Origin of the sequence: Streptomyces sp. NPDC046881 (assembly GCF_040645015.1) — a bacterium.
Taxonomy (GTDB): Bacteria; Actinomycetota; Actinomycetes; order Streptomycetales; family Streptomycetaceae; genus Streptomyces.
In genome coordinates, this window is the sequence record NZ_JBEYXJ010000096.1 from 13,927 (window position 1) to 33,205 (window position 19,279).

The 19,279-nt window shown below is 76.1% G+C and carries 8 protein-coding genes and 1 pseudogene; 8 read left to right on the forward strand and 1 reads right to left on the reverse strand.

Going from position 1 to position 19,279, the window contains the following annotated elements:
• Positions 1–52 precede the first annotated feature (52 nt).
• The gene (locus tag ABZ923_RS32260; protein WP_361478834.1) at positions 53–898 is read left to right on the forward strand and encodes a fused MFS/spermidine synthase; all 846 of its coding nucleotides are present in this window, start codon (positions 53–55) and stop codon (positions 896–898) included.
• 47 nt (positions 899–945) lie between these two features.
• On the opposite strand, the gene ABZ923_RS32265 is transcribed toward ABZ923_RS32260, so the two are convergent.
• Complete coding sequence (locus tag ABZ923_RS32265) at positions 946–1,992, reverse strand: hypothetical protein (protein ID WP_361478837.1); 1,047 nt, start codon at positions 1,990–1,992, stop codon at positions 946–948.
• A 76-nt stretch (positions 1,993–2,068) separates the two neighbouring features.
• On the opposite strand from ABZ923_RS32265, the gene ABZ923_RS32270 reads away from it, so the two are divergent.
• The 7 genes and pseudogenes from ABZ923_RS32270 to ABZ923_RS32300 form a co-directional block, all read left to right on the forward strand.
• Positions 2,069–2,515, forward strand: coding sequence for a DUF4442 domain-containing protein (locus ABZ923_RS32270; protein ID WP_361478855.1), 447 nt, complete (start codon positions 2,069–2,071; stop codon positions 2,513–2,515).
• 655 nt (positions 2,516–3,170) lie between these two features.
• A complete protein-coding gene (locus tag ABZ923_RS32275; protein ID WP_361478840.1) occupies positions 3,171–5,048 on the forward strand; it encodes an RICIN domain-containing protein in 1,878 nt (625 codons plus the stop codon).
• 430 nt (positions 5,049–5,478) lie between these two features.
• Positions 5,479–12,351, forward strand: coding sequence for an SDR family NAD(P)-dependent oxidoreductase (locus tag ABZ923_RS32280; protein ID WP_361478843.1), 6,873 nt, complete (start codon positions 5,479–5,481; stop codon positions 12,349–12,351).
• Position 12,352: 1 nt separating this feature from the next.
• Positions 12,353–17,443, forward strand: a complete 5,091-nt coding sequence (locus tag ABZ923_RS32285; RefSeq protein ID WP_361478846.1) for a beta-ketoacyl synthase N-terminal-like domain-containing protein — start codon at positions 12,353–12,355, stop codon at positions 17,441–17,443.
• Positions 17,440–17,760, forward strand: coding sequence for an acyl carrier protein (locus tag ABZ923_RS32290; RefSeq protein WP_361478849.1), 321 nt, complete (start codon positions 17,440–17,442; stop codon positions 17,758–17,760). The genes ABZ923_RS32285 and ABZ923_RS32290 overlap by 4 nt, the downstream gene beginning before the upstream one ends.
• A 3-nt stretch (positions 17,761–17,763) precedes the next feature.
• Complete coding sequence (locus tag ABZ923_RS32295) at positions 17,764–18,564, forward strand: alpha/beta hydrolase (RefSeq protein WP_361478852.1); 801 nt, start codon at positions 17,764–17,766, stop codon at positions 18,562–18,564.
• Positions 18,561–19,279 (forward strand): annotated as a pseudogene (locus tag ABZ923_RS32300) (glycosyltransferase); the annotation flags it as partial. The gene ABZ923_RS32295 and the pseudogene ABZ923_RS32300, both read left to right, overlap by 4 nt.

The following is a 19,279-nucleotide window of genomic DNA, read 5'->3' on the forward strand; positions in this document are numbered from 1 at the left end:
CGGCCGGCCGCGCGGTTTCCCGCGCCGCTTCCCCGCGCGTCACAATGAACGGGTGACCGAGCAGATACCCGTCTCCCGCACCACGGACCACGGCACCGCCAAGCTGATGCCCGACGTCGACCGTGAGCGGGCCTGGCTGCTCACCGTCGACGGGGCGCCGCAGTCGTACGTCGATCTCGACGACCCGGCGTACCTGGAGTTCGAGTACGCCCGGCGGCTGGGGTTCGTTCTGGACGCCGTCTCCGCGGAGGGCGCGCCGCTGGACGTGGTGCACCTCGGCGGGGGCGCGCTGACCCTGCCCCGGTACGTGGCCGCCACCCGGCCCGGCTCGCGGCAGGACGTGGTCGAGGCCGACCGGGGGCTGCTGGAGCTGGTCACCGAGCAGTTGCCGCTGCCGCAGGGCTCGGGTGTCGCCCTGCACGCGGCCGACGCCCGGGCCTGGCTGCAGGAGGCGCCGGACGACCACGCCGATGTGCTGGTCGCCGACGTGTTCGGCGGGTCCCGGGTGCCGGCGCACCTGACCACGCTTCCCTACGTCCGCGAGGCCGAGCGGGTGCTGCGGCCCGGCGGGGTCTATGTCGCGAACCTCGCGGACGCGGCGCCGTTCGGCTTCCTCCGCTCCCAACTGGCCAACCTGGCGGCCGTCTTCGAGGAGACGGCGCTGATCGCCGAGCCGGCGGTGCTGCGCGGGCGACGGTTCGGCAACGCGGTGGTCGTGGCCTCGCACCGGCCGCTGGACGTCGCCGCGGTCGCCCGCCGCGCCGCGGCGGACGCCTTTCCGGCGCGGGTCGAACACGGCCCGGCGGTGCGCGAGTTCATCGGCTCGGCCCGCCCGGTCGAGGACGCCGAAGCGGTTCCCTCACCCGAACCGCCCGACGGGGCGTTCGGCATCGGCTGACGCCGCCGGGCGGACGGCGACCGCCCGCGCGGCGGTTCCGGGTCCGGTCAGTCCGCGATCGGGTCGCCGTGCAGGCGTACCGTGGTCAGGATCTTGTCGATGGTCGCGTCGGACAGTTCGTCCTTGACGCCCTTGGCGCCGTAGAGCGTCCAGGAGACGAAGTTGCCCTTGGAGTTCTTGAAGGCGAACGTGACGGCCTTGCCGTCGGTGTCGCACTTGTTCTTCTTCGGCACGCCGACGACGTACGACGTCGCGACGCTGCCCTTGACGCCCGACGCCGTCGTGTAGGGCTTTGCCTTGCCGACCCGCAGGTACTTCCTGGCCGCCTTGGACTGGTCGGTGTACCCGCCGAACGCGAAGGCGGCCGAGTCGCCGCTTGCGGTGCTCGCGGTGTCCTTGGCGCCGTTCTCGCCCTTCGTGCCGCTGCCCGCGAGCGCGTGCGACTCCTTGTAGCCGCCCTTGTCGGAGGTGCAGTAGTCCGGCTTCAGGAAGGCGGGGGCGGAGAAGCCGATGTACGCCGAGCCGTCGCCCTTCACCTCGTCCTCGAAGAAGGAGAAGACGCCGGGCTTCTCCACCTCCCAGTCGGCGGGCACGTCGAAGGCCGTGCCGTGCTTGGGGTTCACCACGACCTTCCAGCCGGGGACCGTCGGCTTCTCCGACTCGCCGGAACGCGGGTTGTCGGTCGTGGTCGAGGTGGGCGAGGCGGGCGAGGAGCCGGTCGGCGACGGGCTCGTGCTCTGTCCGCCCTTTCCGTTGTCCGCCTCGTCGTCCTTCGTGCCGCCCAGCACCAGGTAGCCGGTCACGGCGGCGGTGACCACGACGGCCGTGGCCGCGATGATCGCGATCAGCTTGGTACGGCCGCCGCCGCCCTGCGGGGGCTGGGGCACCGGCACCGTCGGGGGCTGCCCCCACTGCTGCTGCTGTCCGTACGGACCGGGCTGCGCCTGCTGACCGTACGCGTCGGCCTGCGGGTACTGCTGGTACCCGGGCTGCTGGTACGGGTTCGGCTGCTGGTAGCCCGGCTGCTGGTACGGGTTCTGCTGGTTGTTCTGCGGGTTCTGCGCGCCCCCTGGCGGCTGCTGATCTGGCCACATGGCTCGTAACCCTAGTGGGCTTCGCTGGCCAGCCTTCGCTACTCGTGAGTAACATGGCGGCATGAGCGCAGACCAGATGTCGATCGGCGAGATGCTCGCCGCCACCGTGCCCATGGCCCGGACGCTGAACCTCGAGTTCCTGGAGACCACGCCCGACAAGGCCGTGGTGTCCCTGCCGGACCAGGGCGCGTACCACAACCACGTGGGCGGCCCGCACGCCGGTGCGATGTTCACCCTCGGGGAGTCGGCCAGCGGCGCCATCGTGCTGGCCGCCTTCGGCGACCAGCTCTCGCGTGCCGTACCGCTCGCCGTGCGGGCCGAGATCGCCTACAGGAAGCTGGCGATGGGGGCCGTCACCGCGACCGCCACGCTGGGCCGCCCGGCCGCCGAGGTCGTCGCCGAACTGGACGCGGGCCGGCGCCCCGAGTTCCCCGTGTCGATCGAGATCCGGCGCGCGGACGGCGCCGTCACCGGCGAGATGAGCGTCCTGTGGACCCTCCGGCCGACCGACCAGGGGCAGTGAGCCGCGAGACCACGGTCACCGCGCGGGCCGGAGCAGCGCCGTACGGCAGGCTGCTCCGGCCCGCGTGTCCGTCCGCGTCGCCCCGTTCCCCCTCCTCCGGACCGCCCGCACCGGCGCTTTTCGGCCGCCGGCCGGCACGTCCGTCATCTGCGGCGCCTCCTCCATCCACGGCAGCACGTGGAGCAACCGGGTTCCCGCCGCCGGCGACCACGGCAGGCGCGCGGTCGTCGCCGCGTCCCCGCTCCGCCTGACGGCCCCCCATCGTCTCCGGCGCCTCGGCGCCACCGCACGGGACGTCTTCGGTATCTACGAGCCGGTGTGGATCGCCCGGCGGCCGTCAACCGGCGTGAGCGTGCCGGAAGGCGGAGATTTCGGCTGCCATCCGGCTTTAGCCGGACGGTACTTGACTACCGTTCAGCCCACCTGCCGGGGATACCGGCGGTAACCATTGGGAAATTCCCCGGCTTTGCCGCCGAGGGCATTCACACTCCTTGTTTCCTGTGAGCAGCGTGTGCCAAGGTGAGCCTCCCCGCGGGAGGGCAAAGGCAGGCGTCGACGTCGAAGCCGGCCCTTTAGGTATGCACCAATCAGGCACTGCTTTCCGACAGGACCCCCCTTGCGCATACGGTCCTGCGGCTGGAAAGGAAATGGTTCCGTGCAGTCCCCATACCCCCCACGCCCGCCCCACCCGCCCCTGCCCGGCCCGGCCGGGGAGCCCGACCGCGCTCTCCTCGCCCGGCTGAACGGCCCGGACGACGGCCGCCATCACGCCGTCGCGCTGCTGCTCGCCCGGCACTGGCGGGCCACCCGCGACTACGCCGTGGTCTGCCTGACAGCCGCCGGCCCCACCGCCCAGCTGGTGGCCACCGCGGCCTTCCACCACGTGCTCGGCCGCATGCCGGGCGGAGTGACCGGCAGCGCCCTGCGCCCCCATCTGCTCGTCGCCGTCCGGGACACCGTCCGCGCCTGGGCCGCGGACGACGTCGCCTGCATCGCCCTGACGGAATTGCGCAAAACCACCGGCGGTCGCGGACTGCGCGCCACAAAGCCCGGCCCGCCGGAAAGCAGGCAGCTCGCCGCCCGCGCATTCCGGGCCCTTCCCGGCGCCGCACAATGCCTTCTCTGGCACACCGAGGTCGAAGCGGAACCCATAAACATACCCGCTGGTCTGCTGGGCCTCGACCCGGCCGACGCCACGACCGCCCTGGAGCAGGCGCGCGAGCAATTCCGCGCCGGTTGCGTACGCGCCCACCGCGAACTCGCACCCACCCGGGAATGCCGCTTCTACAACCGGCTCCTCGACGTCCCCATCCGCCGCGGCGGCACCCTGCTGCCCGACGTCCGCCGGCACCTGACGGCTTGCCGCCACTGCCGGCACGCCGCCGAGCAACTCGGCCACTTCGACGGCGCCCTGCCCCTGCTGCTCGCCGAGACCGTGCTCGGCTGGGGCGCCCGCCGCTACCTCGACTCCCGGCCCGGCCGCGGCGCCCCCCAGGAGTGGCCGCCCCCGCCCCCGCAGGCGCCGCCGGCCGCACCGCCGGTGTCCGGCGGCCGGCACCGCACCGGACCGGAGAACCGCCACCGCAGGGCCGTCACCATCGGCGTCGGACTCACCTCCCTCGCCCTGCTCGCCACCGTCCTCGCGGTCCGCGGCCGGTCCGATGACAACGGTGTCCCCGGCCCCGCCGTCACCTGGGGCGCCCCCGCCGGCAACACGCCACGGCCGAGCGGCACCGGCACCCGTCCCGCACCCTCGCCCGCCACCGCCTCCGTCGGCGAACCCGCCGAGACGGCCCACGGCACCCTGCGCGCCCTGGCCTCCGGGCGCTGCCTGGCGGTGCGCGGCGAACGGGTCGAGGCGGGCGCCGGTGTCCGGCTCGCCCCCTGCACGGCAGCCCCCGCGCAGCAGTGGTCGTACCAGGACGACGGCCTGCTGCGCAGCGCCGCCGACCCCACCCTGTGCCTCGCCGCCGACCCCGGCACGAAGAACGTCGTGCTGGCCGGCTGCGTCGTCCCCGCCGGGGAGGTGTCGTACGACTTCACGGTGCGCGGCGAGATCCTGCCGCGCTGGCACCACGGGCTCGCCCTCGCAGCCGGATCCGGCCGTTCCGGCGCCCGGGTCGAAGTGGCGGAACGCGACGGCTCGGCCCGGCAGCGGTGGGTGCTGGAGCCGGCGGCGGCCGGCGGACGGCCGCGTTCCGACGCGGTGCCGGACGCACCCGACGAGCGAGCCCGGCCCGGTGCCGGGCAGCCGGGCCCGTCGACCGGCGGAGCCGGGCGGTCTCCCGGCCGTCAGCGGCACGACGGCGGCACCTCGCCCGACGAGCCGGGGCCCACGGAGAAGCGGGACACACCGCGCGTCGCCCGGATCCGCGCCGCCGAGGCACAGCGGCCGGCCACCGGAACCGGGGCCGGAGTCGGAGCCGTCCAGCAGGCGAAGGACCTCGTGGCTCCGGTCGTCGACACGCTCACCGAGCCGGCCGCCGGGGACGGCGGTACCGCGGCGGCGACACTGCGGGCGGTGCTCGGCTGACCTGCGCGGACGGGGGCACCCGGCACGGGGTGCCCCCGCTTGTGGGAGCCCTCGGGCCCCTTGTCCGTTTCCCGTCGGCCTGGTTCGAGCCACCGGGCCGACGCGATCCGGAACGGACGGACGGCGGCCGGACGTACGGTCGCGCGGCGCGGGGACGAGCGCACGGTGCGGCGGGCGGACGGTATGCCGAGCTCGTGCCGGTGCCGGGTACCCGACCGGACGGTCACGCGCCCGCGCAGGGAATCACTGGATTTGGCGCCGCTTGCGGGGAATTCGGCGCGCTGGCCGGATCGGCGCCCCCGCACACGGAAAGGCTGCGCCGTTATTGACCCGCGAGTAAGGGCCTCGCTAGTTTCCGTTGCCCTCGCACCAGAGTGTCTCGCCGCGCGTACCCCCACCGTGCTGTCCCCGCCGATCGTGCCGGAGCATCATGACCTCCCCTGTGCGTGCCCACGACCTGATCCTGTGCCTCACCCCGTTCGGAGAACCCGACGCCGCTCTCGCCGCCGCCGCCACCGCGGTCGGCGCACTCGGCGTCCTCGACCTGGGCTCCGGCGACCGAAGATCCCGCGAGCAGCTGTCCCGGCTCGGACGGGCCGCGCCGGGCCCCTTCGGCGTACGGGTGACCGGGCGCTGTGCCCTCACCCCTGCCGACCTCGGCGGTGCCGTCGACACCGTGGTCCTGACCCCGGACGCGCCCTGGACGCCGGCTCAACTCGCGCCTGACTGCCGCGTGTTGGCGGAGGTGACCGACCTCGGGCAGGCCCGTGCCGCCGTCCGGGCGGGCGCCCGGGGGCTGATCGCCCGGGGCTGCGAGAGCGGCGGCCGGGTCGGCGAGCTGAGCACCTTCGTCCTGCTGCAACAGCTGCTGGCGGACCCGGAGTCGACCGGCCTGCCGGTCTGGGCCTGCGGCGGCATCGGCCCGCGCACGGCCGCGGCCGCCGTGGCCGGCGGCGCGGCCGGAGTCGTCCTCGACAGCCAACTGGCCCTGCTCGCCGAGTCGGAGCTGCCCGAGGCGATTCGGGCGGTGCTGCGGTCCCTGGACGGTTCGGAGACCGTACTGCTCGGCGGACACCGGGTACTGCGGCGCCGCGGCCCGGGCGCACCGCAGCCGCCCGCCGACGACCCCCGGGCGGTCGCCGCCCTGCTGGGCGCCCGCGAACCGCACGGCCGGCTGCTCCCGGTGGGCCAGGACGGCTGCCTCGCCCCCCGGTTCGCCGAGCGGTGGCGCGACGTGCGCGGGGTCGTGCGCGGACTGTCGGCGGCGATGCGGGAGGCCGTCGGGGCCGGGGCGACACCGGCGGCCACGGCCCTGCGGCCCGGGTCGGCCATGAGCCGGGCGCTCGGCACCCGGCTGCCGGTCGCGCAGGGGCCCATGACACGGGTCAGCGACCAGGCGGGATTCGCCGCCGCCGTAGCCGACGACGGGGCCCTGCCCTTCCTCGCGCTGGCCCTGGCCGACGGCGCCCGGACCCGGGACCTGCTCACCGAGGCGCGGGCCGTGCTCGACGGCCGGCCCTGGGGCGTGGGCGTGCTCGGCTTCGCGCCCGAGGACATCCGCACCGCCCAGCTGGACGCCGTACGCGAGCTGCGGCCCACGCACGCCGTCATCGCGGGCGGCCGGCCCGCCCAGGCCGAGGCGCTGGAGCGGGCCGGGATCCGCACCTTCCTGCACGTGCCCTCGCCGGGGCTGCTGCGCCAGTTCCTCGACGCGGGCGCGCGCAGGTTCGTGTTCGAGGGGTCCGAGTGCGGCGGGCACGTCGGCCCCCGCGCGTCCTTCCCGCTCTGGGAGGCCCAACTCGCCGTCCTGGAGGACTTCCTGGCGGAGGCCGGGCCGGAGTCGGCGCGGCGACTGGAGCTGTTCTTCGCGGGCGGTGTCCACGACGCGCGGTCGGCGGCCATGGTCGCCGCGCTGGCCGCCCCGCTCACCGCCTGGGGCGCCGCCGTCGGCGTCCTCATGGGCACCGCCTACCTGTTCACCGGGGAGGCCGTCACCCACGGGGCCGTCCGGCCGCTGTTCCAGCGCCAGGTCCTCGACGCCACCGGGACCGCGCTGCTGGAGACCGCACCCGGGCACGCCACCCGCTGCGTGCCCAGCCCGTTCACCCGCGACTACCGCGACCGGGAGACCGCGTTACGGGCCCAGGGACTGCCCGACCGGGAGGTGTGGGAACGGCTGGAGCGGCTCAACGTCGGCCGGCTGCGCCTGGCCAGCAAGGGCCTGACCCGCGCCGACGACGGCGAGCTGCGGGACGTCGGCGAGGAACGGCAGCTGACCGACGGGCTGTTCATGGCCGGGCAGGTCGCCGTCCTGCGCTCGGCACCCACCACCGTCGCGGCCCTCCACCACGCGGTGACCGACGGCGCGGCCGACTTCCTGACCGCACGGGCCGAACCGGCCGCACCGGACACCCAGGCCCCTCCCGCCGCGCAGGCCCGCACCGCGCACCCCGGCCCCCGCGCCACCCCCGAACCCCCGCCGCCCCCGCCGCTCGACATCGCGATCGTCGGCATGGCGTGCATGTTCCCGCAGGCCCCCGACCTCGCCGCCTTCTGGGCGAACATCGTCAGCGGACGCGACGCCGTCACCGAGGTCCCGCCCGACCGCTGGGACCCCGCCGTGCACCACACCGCCGGCCACACGGCGTCCCGGTGGGGCGGCTTCCTGCCGCCCGTACCCTTCGACCCGCTGCGCTACGGCATCCCGCCCGCCTCCCTCGGCAGCATCGAACCCGTCCAGCTGCTGTCCCTGGAGGCGGCCCGCAGAGCACTGGACGACGCCGGATACGGCGACCGCGGGCGGGAGTTCGACCGATCCCGCGCCTCCGTCGTCTTCGGCGCCGAGGCCGGCAGCGACCTGTCCAACGCCGTCACCCTGCGCGCCGTCCTCCCGTCCTACTACGGCAAGGTCCCCGACGCCCTGGACGACCGGTTGCCCCGGCTCACCGAGGACTCCTTCCCCGGCATGCTCGCCAACGTCATCTCCGGCCGGATCGCCAACCGCCTCGACCTCGGCGGCGCCAACTACACCGTCGACGCCGCCTGCGCCTCCTCGCTCGCCGCGCTGGACGTCGCCTGCAAGGAACTCGTCTGCGGCACCAGCGACCTCGTGCTGTGCGGCGGCGCCGACCTGCACAACGGCATCAACGACTACGTCCTGTTCTCCTCCGTCCACGCGCTCTCCCCGACCGGCCGGTCCCGCGCCTTCGACGCCTCCGCCGACGGCATCGCCCTCGGCGAGGGCGTGGCCTGCGTGGTCCTCAAACGGCTCGCGGACGCCGAACGCGACGGCGACCGGATCTACGGCGTGGTCAAGGGCCTCGGCTCCGCCAGCGACGGCCGCTCCCTCGGCCTGACCGCACCCCGCCCCGAAGGCCAGCGGGCCGCGCTCCGGCGGGCCTACCGCAACGCCGGTGTGCCGCCCGCCGCGGTCGGTCTGGTGGAGGCGCACGGCACCGGGACCGTCGTCGGCGACCGCACCGAACTCGCCGTGCTCGGCGAGGTGTTCGCCGAGGCCGGTGCCGCGACCGGCGGCTGTGCGCTCGGCTCGGTCAAGTCGCAGATCGGGCACACCAAGTGCGCCGCCGGACTCGCCGGACTGATCAAGGCCACCCTGGCGCTGTACACCGGCGTCCAGCCGCCCACCCTGCACCTTCAGCGGCCCAACCCGGCCTGGGACGAGGACGACAGCCCGTTCGTCTTCCACACCCGCGCCCGGCCGTGGACGGCGCTGGCCGCCGAACGCCTCGCCGGAGTCAGCGCGTTCGGCTTCGGCGGCACCAACTTCCACGCCGTCCTCGCCGCGTACGCGGACGCACCGCCGCCCCGGCAGGCCCTGGACGCCTGGCCCGCCGAACTGTTCCTCCTGCGCGGCCGGGACCGGGCGGCGGCCCACCGGGACGCCGAGGAGCTCCTGCGGGCCGCCGAGGCCGACGGCAGCCCCTGGCGGCTGCGTGACCTCGCTCTCGCCGCGGCCCGCCGCGCCGACACCTCCCAGGAGCCGGTCCAGGCTGCGTTCGTGGCCCGCGACACCGGGGAACTCGCCGCGCACCTGCGGCGCGTGCTGTCCGGGGACCCGGGCGCCGGGACACACCTGTCGGACCCGGCGGTCGGCCAGGTCGCCTTCCTCTTCCCCGGCCAGGGCAGCCAGCGCACCGGCATGCTCGCCGAGCTGCTCGTCGCCCTGCCCGAACTGCGGTACTACCTGCACCTCGGCCGCGCCCACGCCGACCGACTGCACCCGCCGGCCGCCTTCGACGACACCGCCCGTGACCGCCGGCGGGCCGCGCTCACCGACACCCGGACGGCACAGCCCGCCCTCGGCATCACCGGCCTCGCCGCCCACGCCTTCCTCACCTCGGCCGGCGTCCACCCGGACCTCGCCGCCGGGCACAGCTACGGCGAGCTGGCCGCCCTCGCCGCGGCCGGCGCCCTCGACCCGGAGACCCTGCTGGAGCTGAGCGCCGAGCGGGCCGGAGCGATCCTGGCGGCGGCCGGCGACGAACCCGGCACCATGGCCGCCGTGGGCGCCCCCGCCGACACCGTCGTCCACGCCCTGCGCACGGCCGGGGTACCCGAGTCGGTCGTCGTCGCGAACGTCAACTCGCCCGAGCAGACGGTGATCTCCGGACCCACCGCGGACGTCGACACCGCCGTACGGGCGCTGGGCGCCACCGGGCTCGGCGCCCGCCGCATCCCGGTGGCCTGCGCCTTCCACAGCCCGCTGGTGGCGGCCGCGGGGGAGCGGTTCGCCAAGGTGCTCGCGGACAAGCCGGTCCGCGCCCCGGAGTTCCCCGTCTGGGCCAACCGCACCGCCGCGCCGTATCCGCCGGACCCCGACGCGGTGCGCGCCGGGCTCGCCGCCCAGATCGGCGCCCCGGTGGCCTTCTCCGCGCAGATCGAGGCGATGTACGAGGCAGGCGCGCGGATCTTCGTCGAGGCGGGCCCGGGTACGGTCCTCACCCGGCTCGTCGGCCAGATCCTCGGCGACCGCCCGCACCGCACGGTCGCCTGCGAACCCCGGGCCGACAGCGGCCTGGCCGGCTGGCTCGACGCCCTCGCCCGGCTCGCCGTCGCCGGGCAGCCGGTGCGCACCGCCTGGCTCCTCCGGGGCCGCGACGCCGTCGACGCGCTGCGCACCCCGGCGCCGGAGCGGCCCGGCTGGACGGTCGACGGACACCTCGTGCGCACGGCCGACGGAGCCCTCCTGCCCGGTGCCCTCGCGCCGGCCCGACGCGTCGTGGAGACGACTGTGACGACCGACCAGCCGAACGGCGCCCCGGCCGACCGGGACGCGCTGATCTCCGAATTCCTGCGCACAAGCCGGGAGATGATCGCCGCCCAGCGGGACGTGCTGCTCACCTACTTCGGCGCCACGGCACCCGCGCCCGCCCGGCCGGCGCCGCCCGCACCGGCCCCGGAACCGGTGGAGACCGTCCGGCAACCGCCCGTCCCGGTGCAACCGTCCGTCCCCGTGCGGCCGGCCGGTGACCCCGAGCCCGCCGCGCCGGACGACGTCGAGCGGGTCGTACGGGAGATCATCAGCGAACGCACCGGCTACCCGGTCGACATGATCGAGCCCGACCTGGACCTGGAAGCCGACCTCAGCATCGACTCGATCAAGCGCGCCGAGATCGCCGGGGAACTCGCCCGGCGCCTGGGCATCGCGGGCGGCGCGGAACTCCTGGACGACACCGAACTGGAGGAACTTGCCAAGGCACGCACCGCGGCGGCCGTCACGGCGTGGCTGACCGCACGGACGGGCGCGGCCACCGGGTCCGGTCCGGTACGCGAAACCGAAGCGGAGCCGGACACGGCCGTCGGCGTCGCCCCCCGGCGCTGCGAGCTGCGGCCGGTGCCGCTGCCCGGCCCGGACCCCGCCACCGACCTGTCCGGCAGGCGGTTCGTCCTGCTCGGCGGCGGCCAAGCCGCGGCCGAGGTCGCCGCGCGGCTCGCCGCGTCCGGTGCCCACACCGTGGTCCTCGACGCCGACCACCTCCTCGACGCCGACGACCTCCTCGGCGCCGACGGCCCGGTCCACGGCGTCCTGTACCTGGGCGCACTGCCCGGCCCGGACCACCCCGTGCTGCCCGACGCCTTCCCGGTGCTCCGGGCGGCGCTGGCGTGCGCGCCCCGCGTACTGCTGGCGGTGCGCGCCGCCGACGGCGCCGGGGCGCTGCGGGCGGCGGGGCTGGACGGCCTCATCCGCAGCGTGGGCCGCGAGTACCCGGACCTGCTGGCGCGGGTGCTGGCGGTGGGCGACACCGGCCCGGCGGCCGTCGCCGACGCGGTGCTCGCCGAACTGCGCGCGCCGGACCCGGCCCCCGTCGTGCTGCACACCGCCCCGGGACACCGCCGTGGCCTGGACCTGGTGCCCGTGCCGCTCGGCCCGCTCGGCAGCACCGGCGCCGGACCCGCCGCGGACGGCGCCGCCGAGGCCGCCGCGCTCGGGCTCGACCGGGACTCCGTGGTCCTGCTGGTCGGCGGGGCCAGGGGCATCACGGCGCGGTTCGCGGCCACCCTGGCCGCCGCCTGCCGGTGCCGGATCGAGCTGCTCGGCCGCACACCCGCACCCACCGGACCCGAGGCCCCGCACACCGCCGCCGCCCGCACCCCCGTGGAGCTGCGGGCCGCGCTCGCCGCGGGCCCCGGCGCCCCGCGGCCCGACGAGATCAACCGGGCGGCCGGACTGATCCTCGCCCAGCGGGAGATCACCAGCACGCTCGACGAACTCACCGCCCTCGGCAGCCCCGCCCGCTACCGCTCGGTGGACTTCCGCGAACGGGACGCCGTCCTGCAGGCCGTCAAGGAGATCCACGCCGAACACGGCCGGCTCGACGGTGTCGTCTTCGCCGCCGGGGTGATCGAGGACCGGCTGATCGCCGAGAAGACCCCCGAGTCCTTCCAGCGGGTCTACGGCACGAAGACCGCGGGGGCCGGCGCGCTGTTCGCCGCGCTGGACGAGCTGCCCGCCGCACCGGCGTTCACCGTGCTGTTCGGCAGCATCGCCGCCGTCCTCGGCAACCGGGGCCAGGCCGACTACGCCGCCGCGAACGACGCCCTGGAGACGCTCGGCGCCGACTGGGCCGCCCGCACCGGCCGGCGGGCCCTGACCGTCCACTGGGGGCCCTGGGCACCGGCCGCCGGCCACCCCGGCATGGTCGGCGCGGAACTCGGCCGCGCCTACGCCCGGCGCGGGGTCGCGCTGATCGACCCCGACGAGGGCACCGCGGCCCTGCTCCGCGAACTCGCCTGGGGCGACCCGGCGGCCCGTGCCGTCGTCTACACCGCGTCGGGCTGGTGACATGACCGAACGCCAAACCGCCGTCGCCGTGGTCGGGATGGCGGTGCTGCTGCCCGGCGCCCCCGACCTGGACGCCTACTGGCGCAATCTGCGGGACGGCGCCGACGCCATCACCGAGGTCCCCGCCGACCGCTGGGACGCCGACTACTACCGGCCCGGAACGGCCGCCGGAACCGCCGTCGCCGGCCAGGTGTACTGCCGGCGCGGCGGATTCGTGGCCGGCCCGCCCGAGATCGAGGTCACCCGCTACGGCATCATGCCCGCGTCGGTCGCCGGCACCGAACCCGACCAGCTGATCGCCCTCGACGTGGCCGCCGCCGCGCTCGCCGACGCCGGCGGCACGGAACGGCTGCCCGACCGGCACCGGGTCGGGGTCGTCCTCGGCCGCGGCGGCTATCTCACCCCCGGCCTCGCCCGGCTGGACCAGCGGGTCCGCACCGCCCACCAACTCACCCGTACGCTCGGCGAGTTGCTGCCCGACCTGGCGCCCGGCCAACTCGACCGGATCCGGGACGCGTTCACCGCACGGCTCGGCCCCGACAGCCCCGACGCCGCGATCGGGCTGGTGCCCAACCTCGCCGCGTCCCGCATCGCCAACCGCCTCGACCTGCGCGGCCCCGCCTACACCGTGGACGCGGCCTGCGCCTCCTCCCTGGTCGCCGTCGACCAGGCGGTCACCGCGCTCACCACCGGCCGCTGCGACCTGATGCTGGCCGGGGGAGTGCACCACTGCCACGACATCACCCTGTGGAGCGTCTTCTCCCAGCTGCGCGCCCTGTCCCCGACGGAACGCATCCGCCCCTTCCACCGCGACGCCGACGGCATCCTCATCGGCGAGGGCACCGGAGTCGTCGTCCTGAAACGGCTCGCCGACGCCGAACGCGACGGCGACCGCGTGTACGCCGTGATCCGCGGCACGGGCGTGGCCGGCGACGGCCGTACGGCGGGGCTCGTCACCCCCGACCCGGGCGGGCAGACCCGCGCCGTGCGCCAGGCCTGGCGGGCCGCCGGACTCGACCCCGCCGCACCGGACTCGATCGGCCTGCTGGAGGCGCACGGCACCGCCACGCCGGCCGGAGACACGGCCGAACTCACCACGCTGGCCGAGGTGTTCGGGCCCGGCACGGCCGGCACGGGGGACGCCGGCCGGCCGGTGCTCGGTTCGGTGAAGTCGATGATCGGCCACACCATGCCGGCGGCGGGAGTGGCCGGCCTGGTCAAGGCCGCGCTCGCCCTGCACCACCGCACCCTCCTGCCCACCCTCCACTGCGACGACCCCCACCCCGCCCTCGCCACCACCCGTTTCCACACCCTGCAGCGGGCCCGGCCCTGGGAGACCGACGGCCCCCACCGGGTCCGCCGGGCCGCGGTGAACGCGTTCGGGTTCGGGGGGATCAACGCACACGTGGTACTGGAGGAGGCGAGGGACGAACGCCAGGGGACCGTGCGCGGCGGGACCGGGGGGAGGGGAGCGGTGCGTGCGGCGGGGGCCGACGCCCAGCCCGTCCCCGGGTCCGGTGATTCTGGGCGTGTGGCGGGGGTCGAAGCCGAGTCCGTCGTCGGGTCCGGTGTCTTGGGGCGTGTGGCGGGGCCCGGCGTTCAGCCCCTCGCCGGGTCCGGTGTCTCTGGGCGTGTGGCGGGGGTCGAAGCCGGGTCCGTCGTCGGGTCCGGTGTCGCTGGGATTGTGGCGGGGCCCGGCGCTCAGCCCGTCACCGGTACCGGCGCGACCCCCGTCGGCGGGGGCGGTGCCACGTCTGCGACCGGGGCCGGCGCGGCTCCCGTCGCCGAGGCACGGCGACGCCCCGCCCGCGTGACCGAGCCCGAGCGGGTTCTCCTGTTCTCGGCCGGTGACGTGGACGGTCTCGCCGCGCTTCTCGGTGCCGAGGACGCGGTCGTGCTCGGCGCCGGGCTCGATCCCGCACGGCCGCACGGCGACGCCGGGCCGGTCCGGCTCGGGGTGGTGGATCCGACCGCCAAACGGCTCGCCCTGGCCCGGCGCGCGGTCGCCAAGGGCCGCGCCTGGCACGGCCGCGGTGACGTGTGGTTCCGGCCGGGACCGCTGCTCGGCCGCGCCGGCGGCAAGGTCGCGTTCGTCTTCCCCGGCCTGGAGGCCGACTTCACGCCCCGCACCGACGACATCGCCGCCCACTTCGGCCTCCCCCCGGTCACCGGCGCCGGCCCGGACGTCGAGGTCGGCGACATCGGCCGGCACGGCTTCGGTGTCGTCGGCGTGGGCCGCCTGCTGGACCGGGCCCTGCGCCGCATGGGCGTCGTACCGGACGCGGTCGCCGGGCACAGCGTCGGCGAATGGACGGCCATGGCCGCGGCCGGGCTCTACTCGGCGGCCCAGGTGGACGCGTTCATGGCTGGGTTCGACCCGGACTCGGTCAGCGTCCCCGGCCTCGTCTTCGCCGCCGTCGGGACCTCGGCCGACCACGTCCGGGCCGCGCTCGCCGGCGCCTGGGCGGGCTCCGGGATCGTGCTCTCCCACGACAACGCGCCCCGCCAGTCCATGGTCTGCGGCCCCGGCCCGGCGGTGGCGGAGTTCGCGCGGGCGCTGCGTGCCGAAGGCGTGCTCTGCCAGGTGCTGCCGTTCCGGTCCGGCTTCCACACGCCGATGCTCGAACCGTACCTCGCGCCCATCAAAGAGGCCGCCGACCGCTTCCGGCTGCACCCGCCGACCGTGCCGGTGTGGTCGGGGACGACCGCGGCACCCTTCCCGCGGGACGAGCCGGCGGTCCGCGCCCTGTTCGTACGGCACCTGCTGGAACCCGTCCGCTTCCGCGAGCTGACCGAGGCCCTGTACGCCGCCGGGCACCGCGTCTTCGTGCAGACCGGCCCCGGCCGGCTGCCCTCCCTCATCGGCGACACCCTCGGCGACCGCGACCACCTGGCCGTCGCCGCCAACTCGCCCCACCACGGAGGCCTGGCCCAACTCCGGCGCGTGGCCACCGCGTTGTGGACGGCGGGGGCGGCCGTGGCACCGTGCGCGCCGCCCCGGGCCCCGGCAGCCCGGCCGGCCGTCACCCGCCCGCCGGTCCGCCTCGACCTCGGCAGCGCCCTGGTGTCCCTGGACGGCCCGACCCGCGAGGCCCTGCGTGCCCAGCTGCGCCCGGCGCCGGCCCCAGACGGGTCCGCGAGTCCCGCACCCGTCGGCGTGCCCGCCCTCGACACCCTCGCCGCCCGCCACCCGGCCGCCGCCGAACTCACCGCCCTCCTGCGCGACACCGCCGCAACGGCGGCGCAACTGATCACCGCGAGCCACCGACCCGCGGGCCGACCGCCCGCACCCACCGAACACCCGGCGACGACCGCCGCCCCCACCGCCACTGTGGCCTCCACCGCCCCCACCGCCGTAGCCTCTACGGCCCCCACCGCCCCCAGAGTCACCGGGGCCCCCACTGCCCCCGCGCCGGTGACCACACCCCCCGCCACCACGACCCTGCGCGTCTCCCTCGACACCATGCCGCACCTGCTCGACCACTGCTTCTTCCCGCAGCGCCCCGGCTGGCCGGATCCGGAGGACCGTTGGCCGGTCGTCCCGGCGACCACGATCGTGCGGCACATGATGGACGCGGCGGAGGCGGCGGCCCCCGGGTTGCGGGCCGTCGCCGTGCACGGCGCCCGGTTCGACCGCTGGCTCACCGCCGTACCCGCCGTCGACGTCCCGGTCACCGTCGCACCGGACCCCGGCCGGCCGCACGACCGGGTCACCGTCACCTTCGGACCCACCGCCCGCGCCGTGGTCGAACTCGCCCCGCGCCACCCGGCACCGCCCCCGCCCGGCCCCCTCCCGGCCGGCCCCGAGCGCGTCCCCGACCACACCGCCGCCCAGCTCTACCGCGACCGCTGGATGTTCCACGGACCGCGGTTCCAGGGCCTGACCGAGCTGACCGCGCTCGGCGAGCGGCACATCCGCGGAGTGATCACCACGCCCGCGGCGCCGGGCGCCCTGCTCGACAACGTGGGCCAGCTGCTCGGCTACTGGATCATGGCGACCCGCACCGAGCGGACCGTCGTCTTCCCGGTCCAGCTGGGGCAGGCACGGTTCCACGGACCGCACCCGCGGCCCGGCACCCGCGTCCACTGCGTGCTGCGGATCACCTCCCTGACGGACACCGTGCTGGAGGCGGACGCGGAGCTGACCGTCGGCGGCCGGGTCTGGGCCCGGCTGACCGGCTGGCAGGACCGCCGCTTCGACAACGACCCCACGACCCGGCCCGTCGAACGCTTCCCCGAACGCCACACCCTCGCCACGGCCCTGCCCGGCGGCTGGGCGCTGGTGCACGAGCGGTGGCCGGACCTCGCCTCCCGCGAGCTGATCATGCGCAACTCGCTGGGCGGCGCGGAGCGTGCCGAGTACGCCGAGCGCCCGCCGCGCGGGCGCCGGCAGTGGCTGCTCGGCCGGATCGCGGTCAAGGACGCCGTACGGCACTGGCTCTGGCGGCAGGGCGAGGGGCCGGTCTTCCCGGCGGAGCTGCGGGTCGGCAACGACGCGCTCGGCCGCCCGTACGTCACCGGCGTGCACGGCCGCGAGCTGCCCCCGCTGGACGTCTCGCTCGCCCACCGGGCCGAGGCCGCCGTGGCGATCGTACGGCCGCACCGCCCGCAGCCCGGCCCCGGCATCGACATCGAAGAGGTCGCCGACCGCGATCCGGCGACCCTGACCACCGCGCTCGGCCCGGCCGAACTGCGGCTCCTGCGCGCCCGCTGCGCGGACGGCGGCGAGGCGCAGGCCGTGTGGTTCACCCGGTTCTGGGCCGCGAAGGAGGCGGTCGCCAAGGCCGAGGGCGTCGGATTCGGCGGCCGGCCCCGGGACTTCACCGTCCTGGAGGCCGCCCCGGACGGCAGCCGACTCCTCGTCTCCGGCCGCCTGGAACGCGCCTACACCGTGCACTGCGCCCCGGCGGCCAACCCGCCCGCCCTGCCCCGGCGCGCCTATGTGGTGGCCTGGACGACCGGCCCCGGAGCAGCCGACGACGTCCCACCCGACCGGCCGCACGCCGGACCGCCCGACCGGCCGCACGCCGGACCGCCCGTCGCCCAAGCCGACGCACCCGCCGACCCAGCAGCCGAGGAGCACCCCCGATGAACCCCACACAGCCGGCCCCCGCGCAGCCCACCGCCGACACCGTGCTCGCCGACGTCACCGGCATGCTCCGCACGGTCCTGGCGGAGTACGGCGACGACGACGTAGTGATCGGCATGTCCACCACCTTCAACCGCGACCTGGAACTGGAGAGCATCGACCTCGTCACCCTGGCCGGCCTGCTGGAGGAGCGGTACGGACCGCGGGTCAACCTTGCCGAGTTCCTGGCCGGCATGGAGTTCGACGAGATCATCGAGCTGACCGTCGGCCGGCTCGTGGAGCACGTGGTGGGGAGCCTGAACGCCACCCGGGCGGGCTGAGCCATGGCGATGGTCGACGCCGGCGGCATCCGGCTGCACGTCCAGCGGACCGGCCCCACGGACGGCCGCACCCCGCACCCCACCATCGTGCTGGTGCACGGACTGCTCACCGACAGCCTGGCCAGCTACTACTTCACCGTGGCACCCGCGTTCGCGGCGGCCGGCCTCGACGTCGTCATGTACGACCTGCGCGGCCACGGCCGCAGCGAGCGCCCGCCGCACGGCTACACCCTCGACCACAACATCGACGACCTGGAAGCGCTCCTCGGCCGGCTGGCCGTGACCGGGCCCGTGCACCTCGTCGGCAACTCCTACGGCGGCACCGTCGCCTTCGGCTACGCGGCCCGCCACCCCGGCCGCGTGGCCAGCCTGACCCTGATCGAGTCCGAACCGGCGACGGCCGCCTGGGCCGCGAAACTCGGCGGCATCCTGCACCGGGTGGTGACCGAACTCGCGTACAACGAGCCCGACGCGATCGCCTGGATCACCGCCCACCGCGGCCACAACACCGCCCGTCTCGCCAAGGGCGCGGCACGGCTGGCCCGCGAGACCACCCTGGGCCGGGACATCCCCGCCAGCCGGGTGCTCACCGAGGCCGAGATCGGCGCCGTACGCTGCCCGGTCCTCGGGGTGTACGGCGGCGACTCGGACCTGGCGGAACTGGTGCCGGTGCAGCGGCGGCTGCTGACCGACTTCCGGGCGGTCGTGCTGCCCGGGCACGAGCACTCGGTCCTGGTGGAGGCGCCCGGCACCGTCGGCGGGCACATCCTCGACCTGGTCTCGGCGGGGGCGGGGGTCCGGTGAGCGGGTTCCTCTTCGTCGTCCCGCCGCTGACCGGGCACATCAACCCAGCCGTCGGTGTCGCCGCCCGGCTCGGGGCGCGCGGCCACCGGGTGGCCTGGGCGTGTGCCGACCCGGCGCTGGTGCGGCGGCTCGCGGGCGCGGACGCCGTGGTGTTCGGGTGCGCGGGACCGGTGCCGGGCGCCCCGGGCGCCGTACGGCCGCCCGACCTGAGGGGCGCGGAGGCGCTGCGGTTCCTGTGGGAGTGGTATCTGCTGCCGCTCGCCGACGCGATGGCACCGGGGGTCCGCGCGGCGGTCGCCGGGTTCCGTCCCGATGTGGTCGTCGCCGACCAGCAGGCCTTCGCCGGCGCCCTGGTGGCCGAGCGCCTCGGCCTGCCCTGGGCCACCTCGGCGACCACGTCCGCCGAGTTCAGCGGCGCCTACGACGGGCTGCCCAAGGTCGCAGACTGGCTCCGGCAGCGCCTGGCCGAGCTGCGCGCCCGCATCGGCGACCCCGCCGGCGGCGCCGACCCGCGCTCCTCACCCCACCTGCTGCTGGTGTTCAGCACGCCCGAACTCGTCGGCCCGCAGGCACCGTTGGCTCCGCACATCCGCTATGTCGGCCCCTCGCTCGCCGGCCGCCCGGCCGGACCGGACTTCCCCTGGGAACGGCTGGACCAGGGCCGGGCCAAGGTCCTGGTCACCCTCGGCACGGCCAACGCCGACACCGGCGCCCG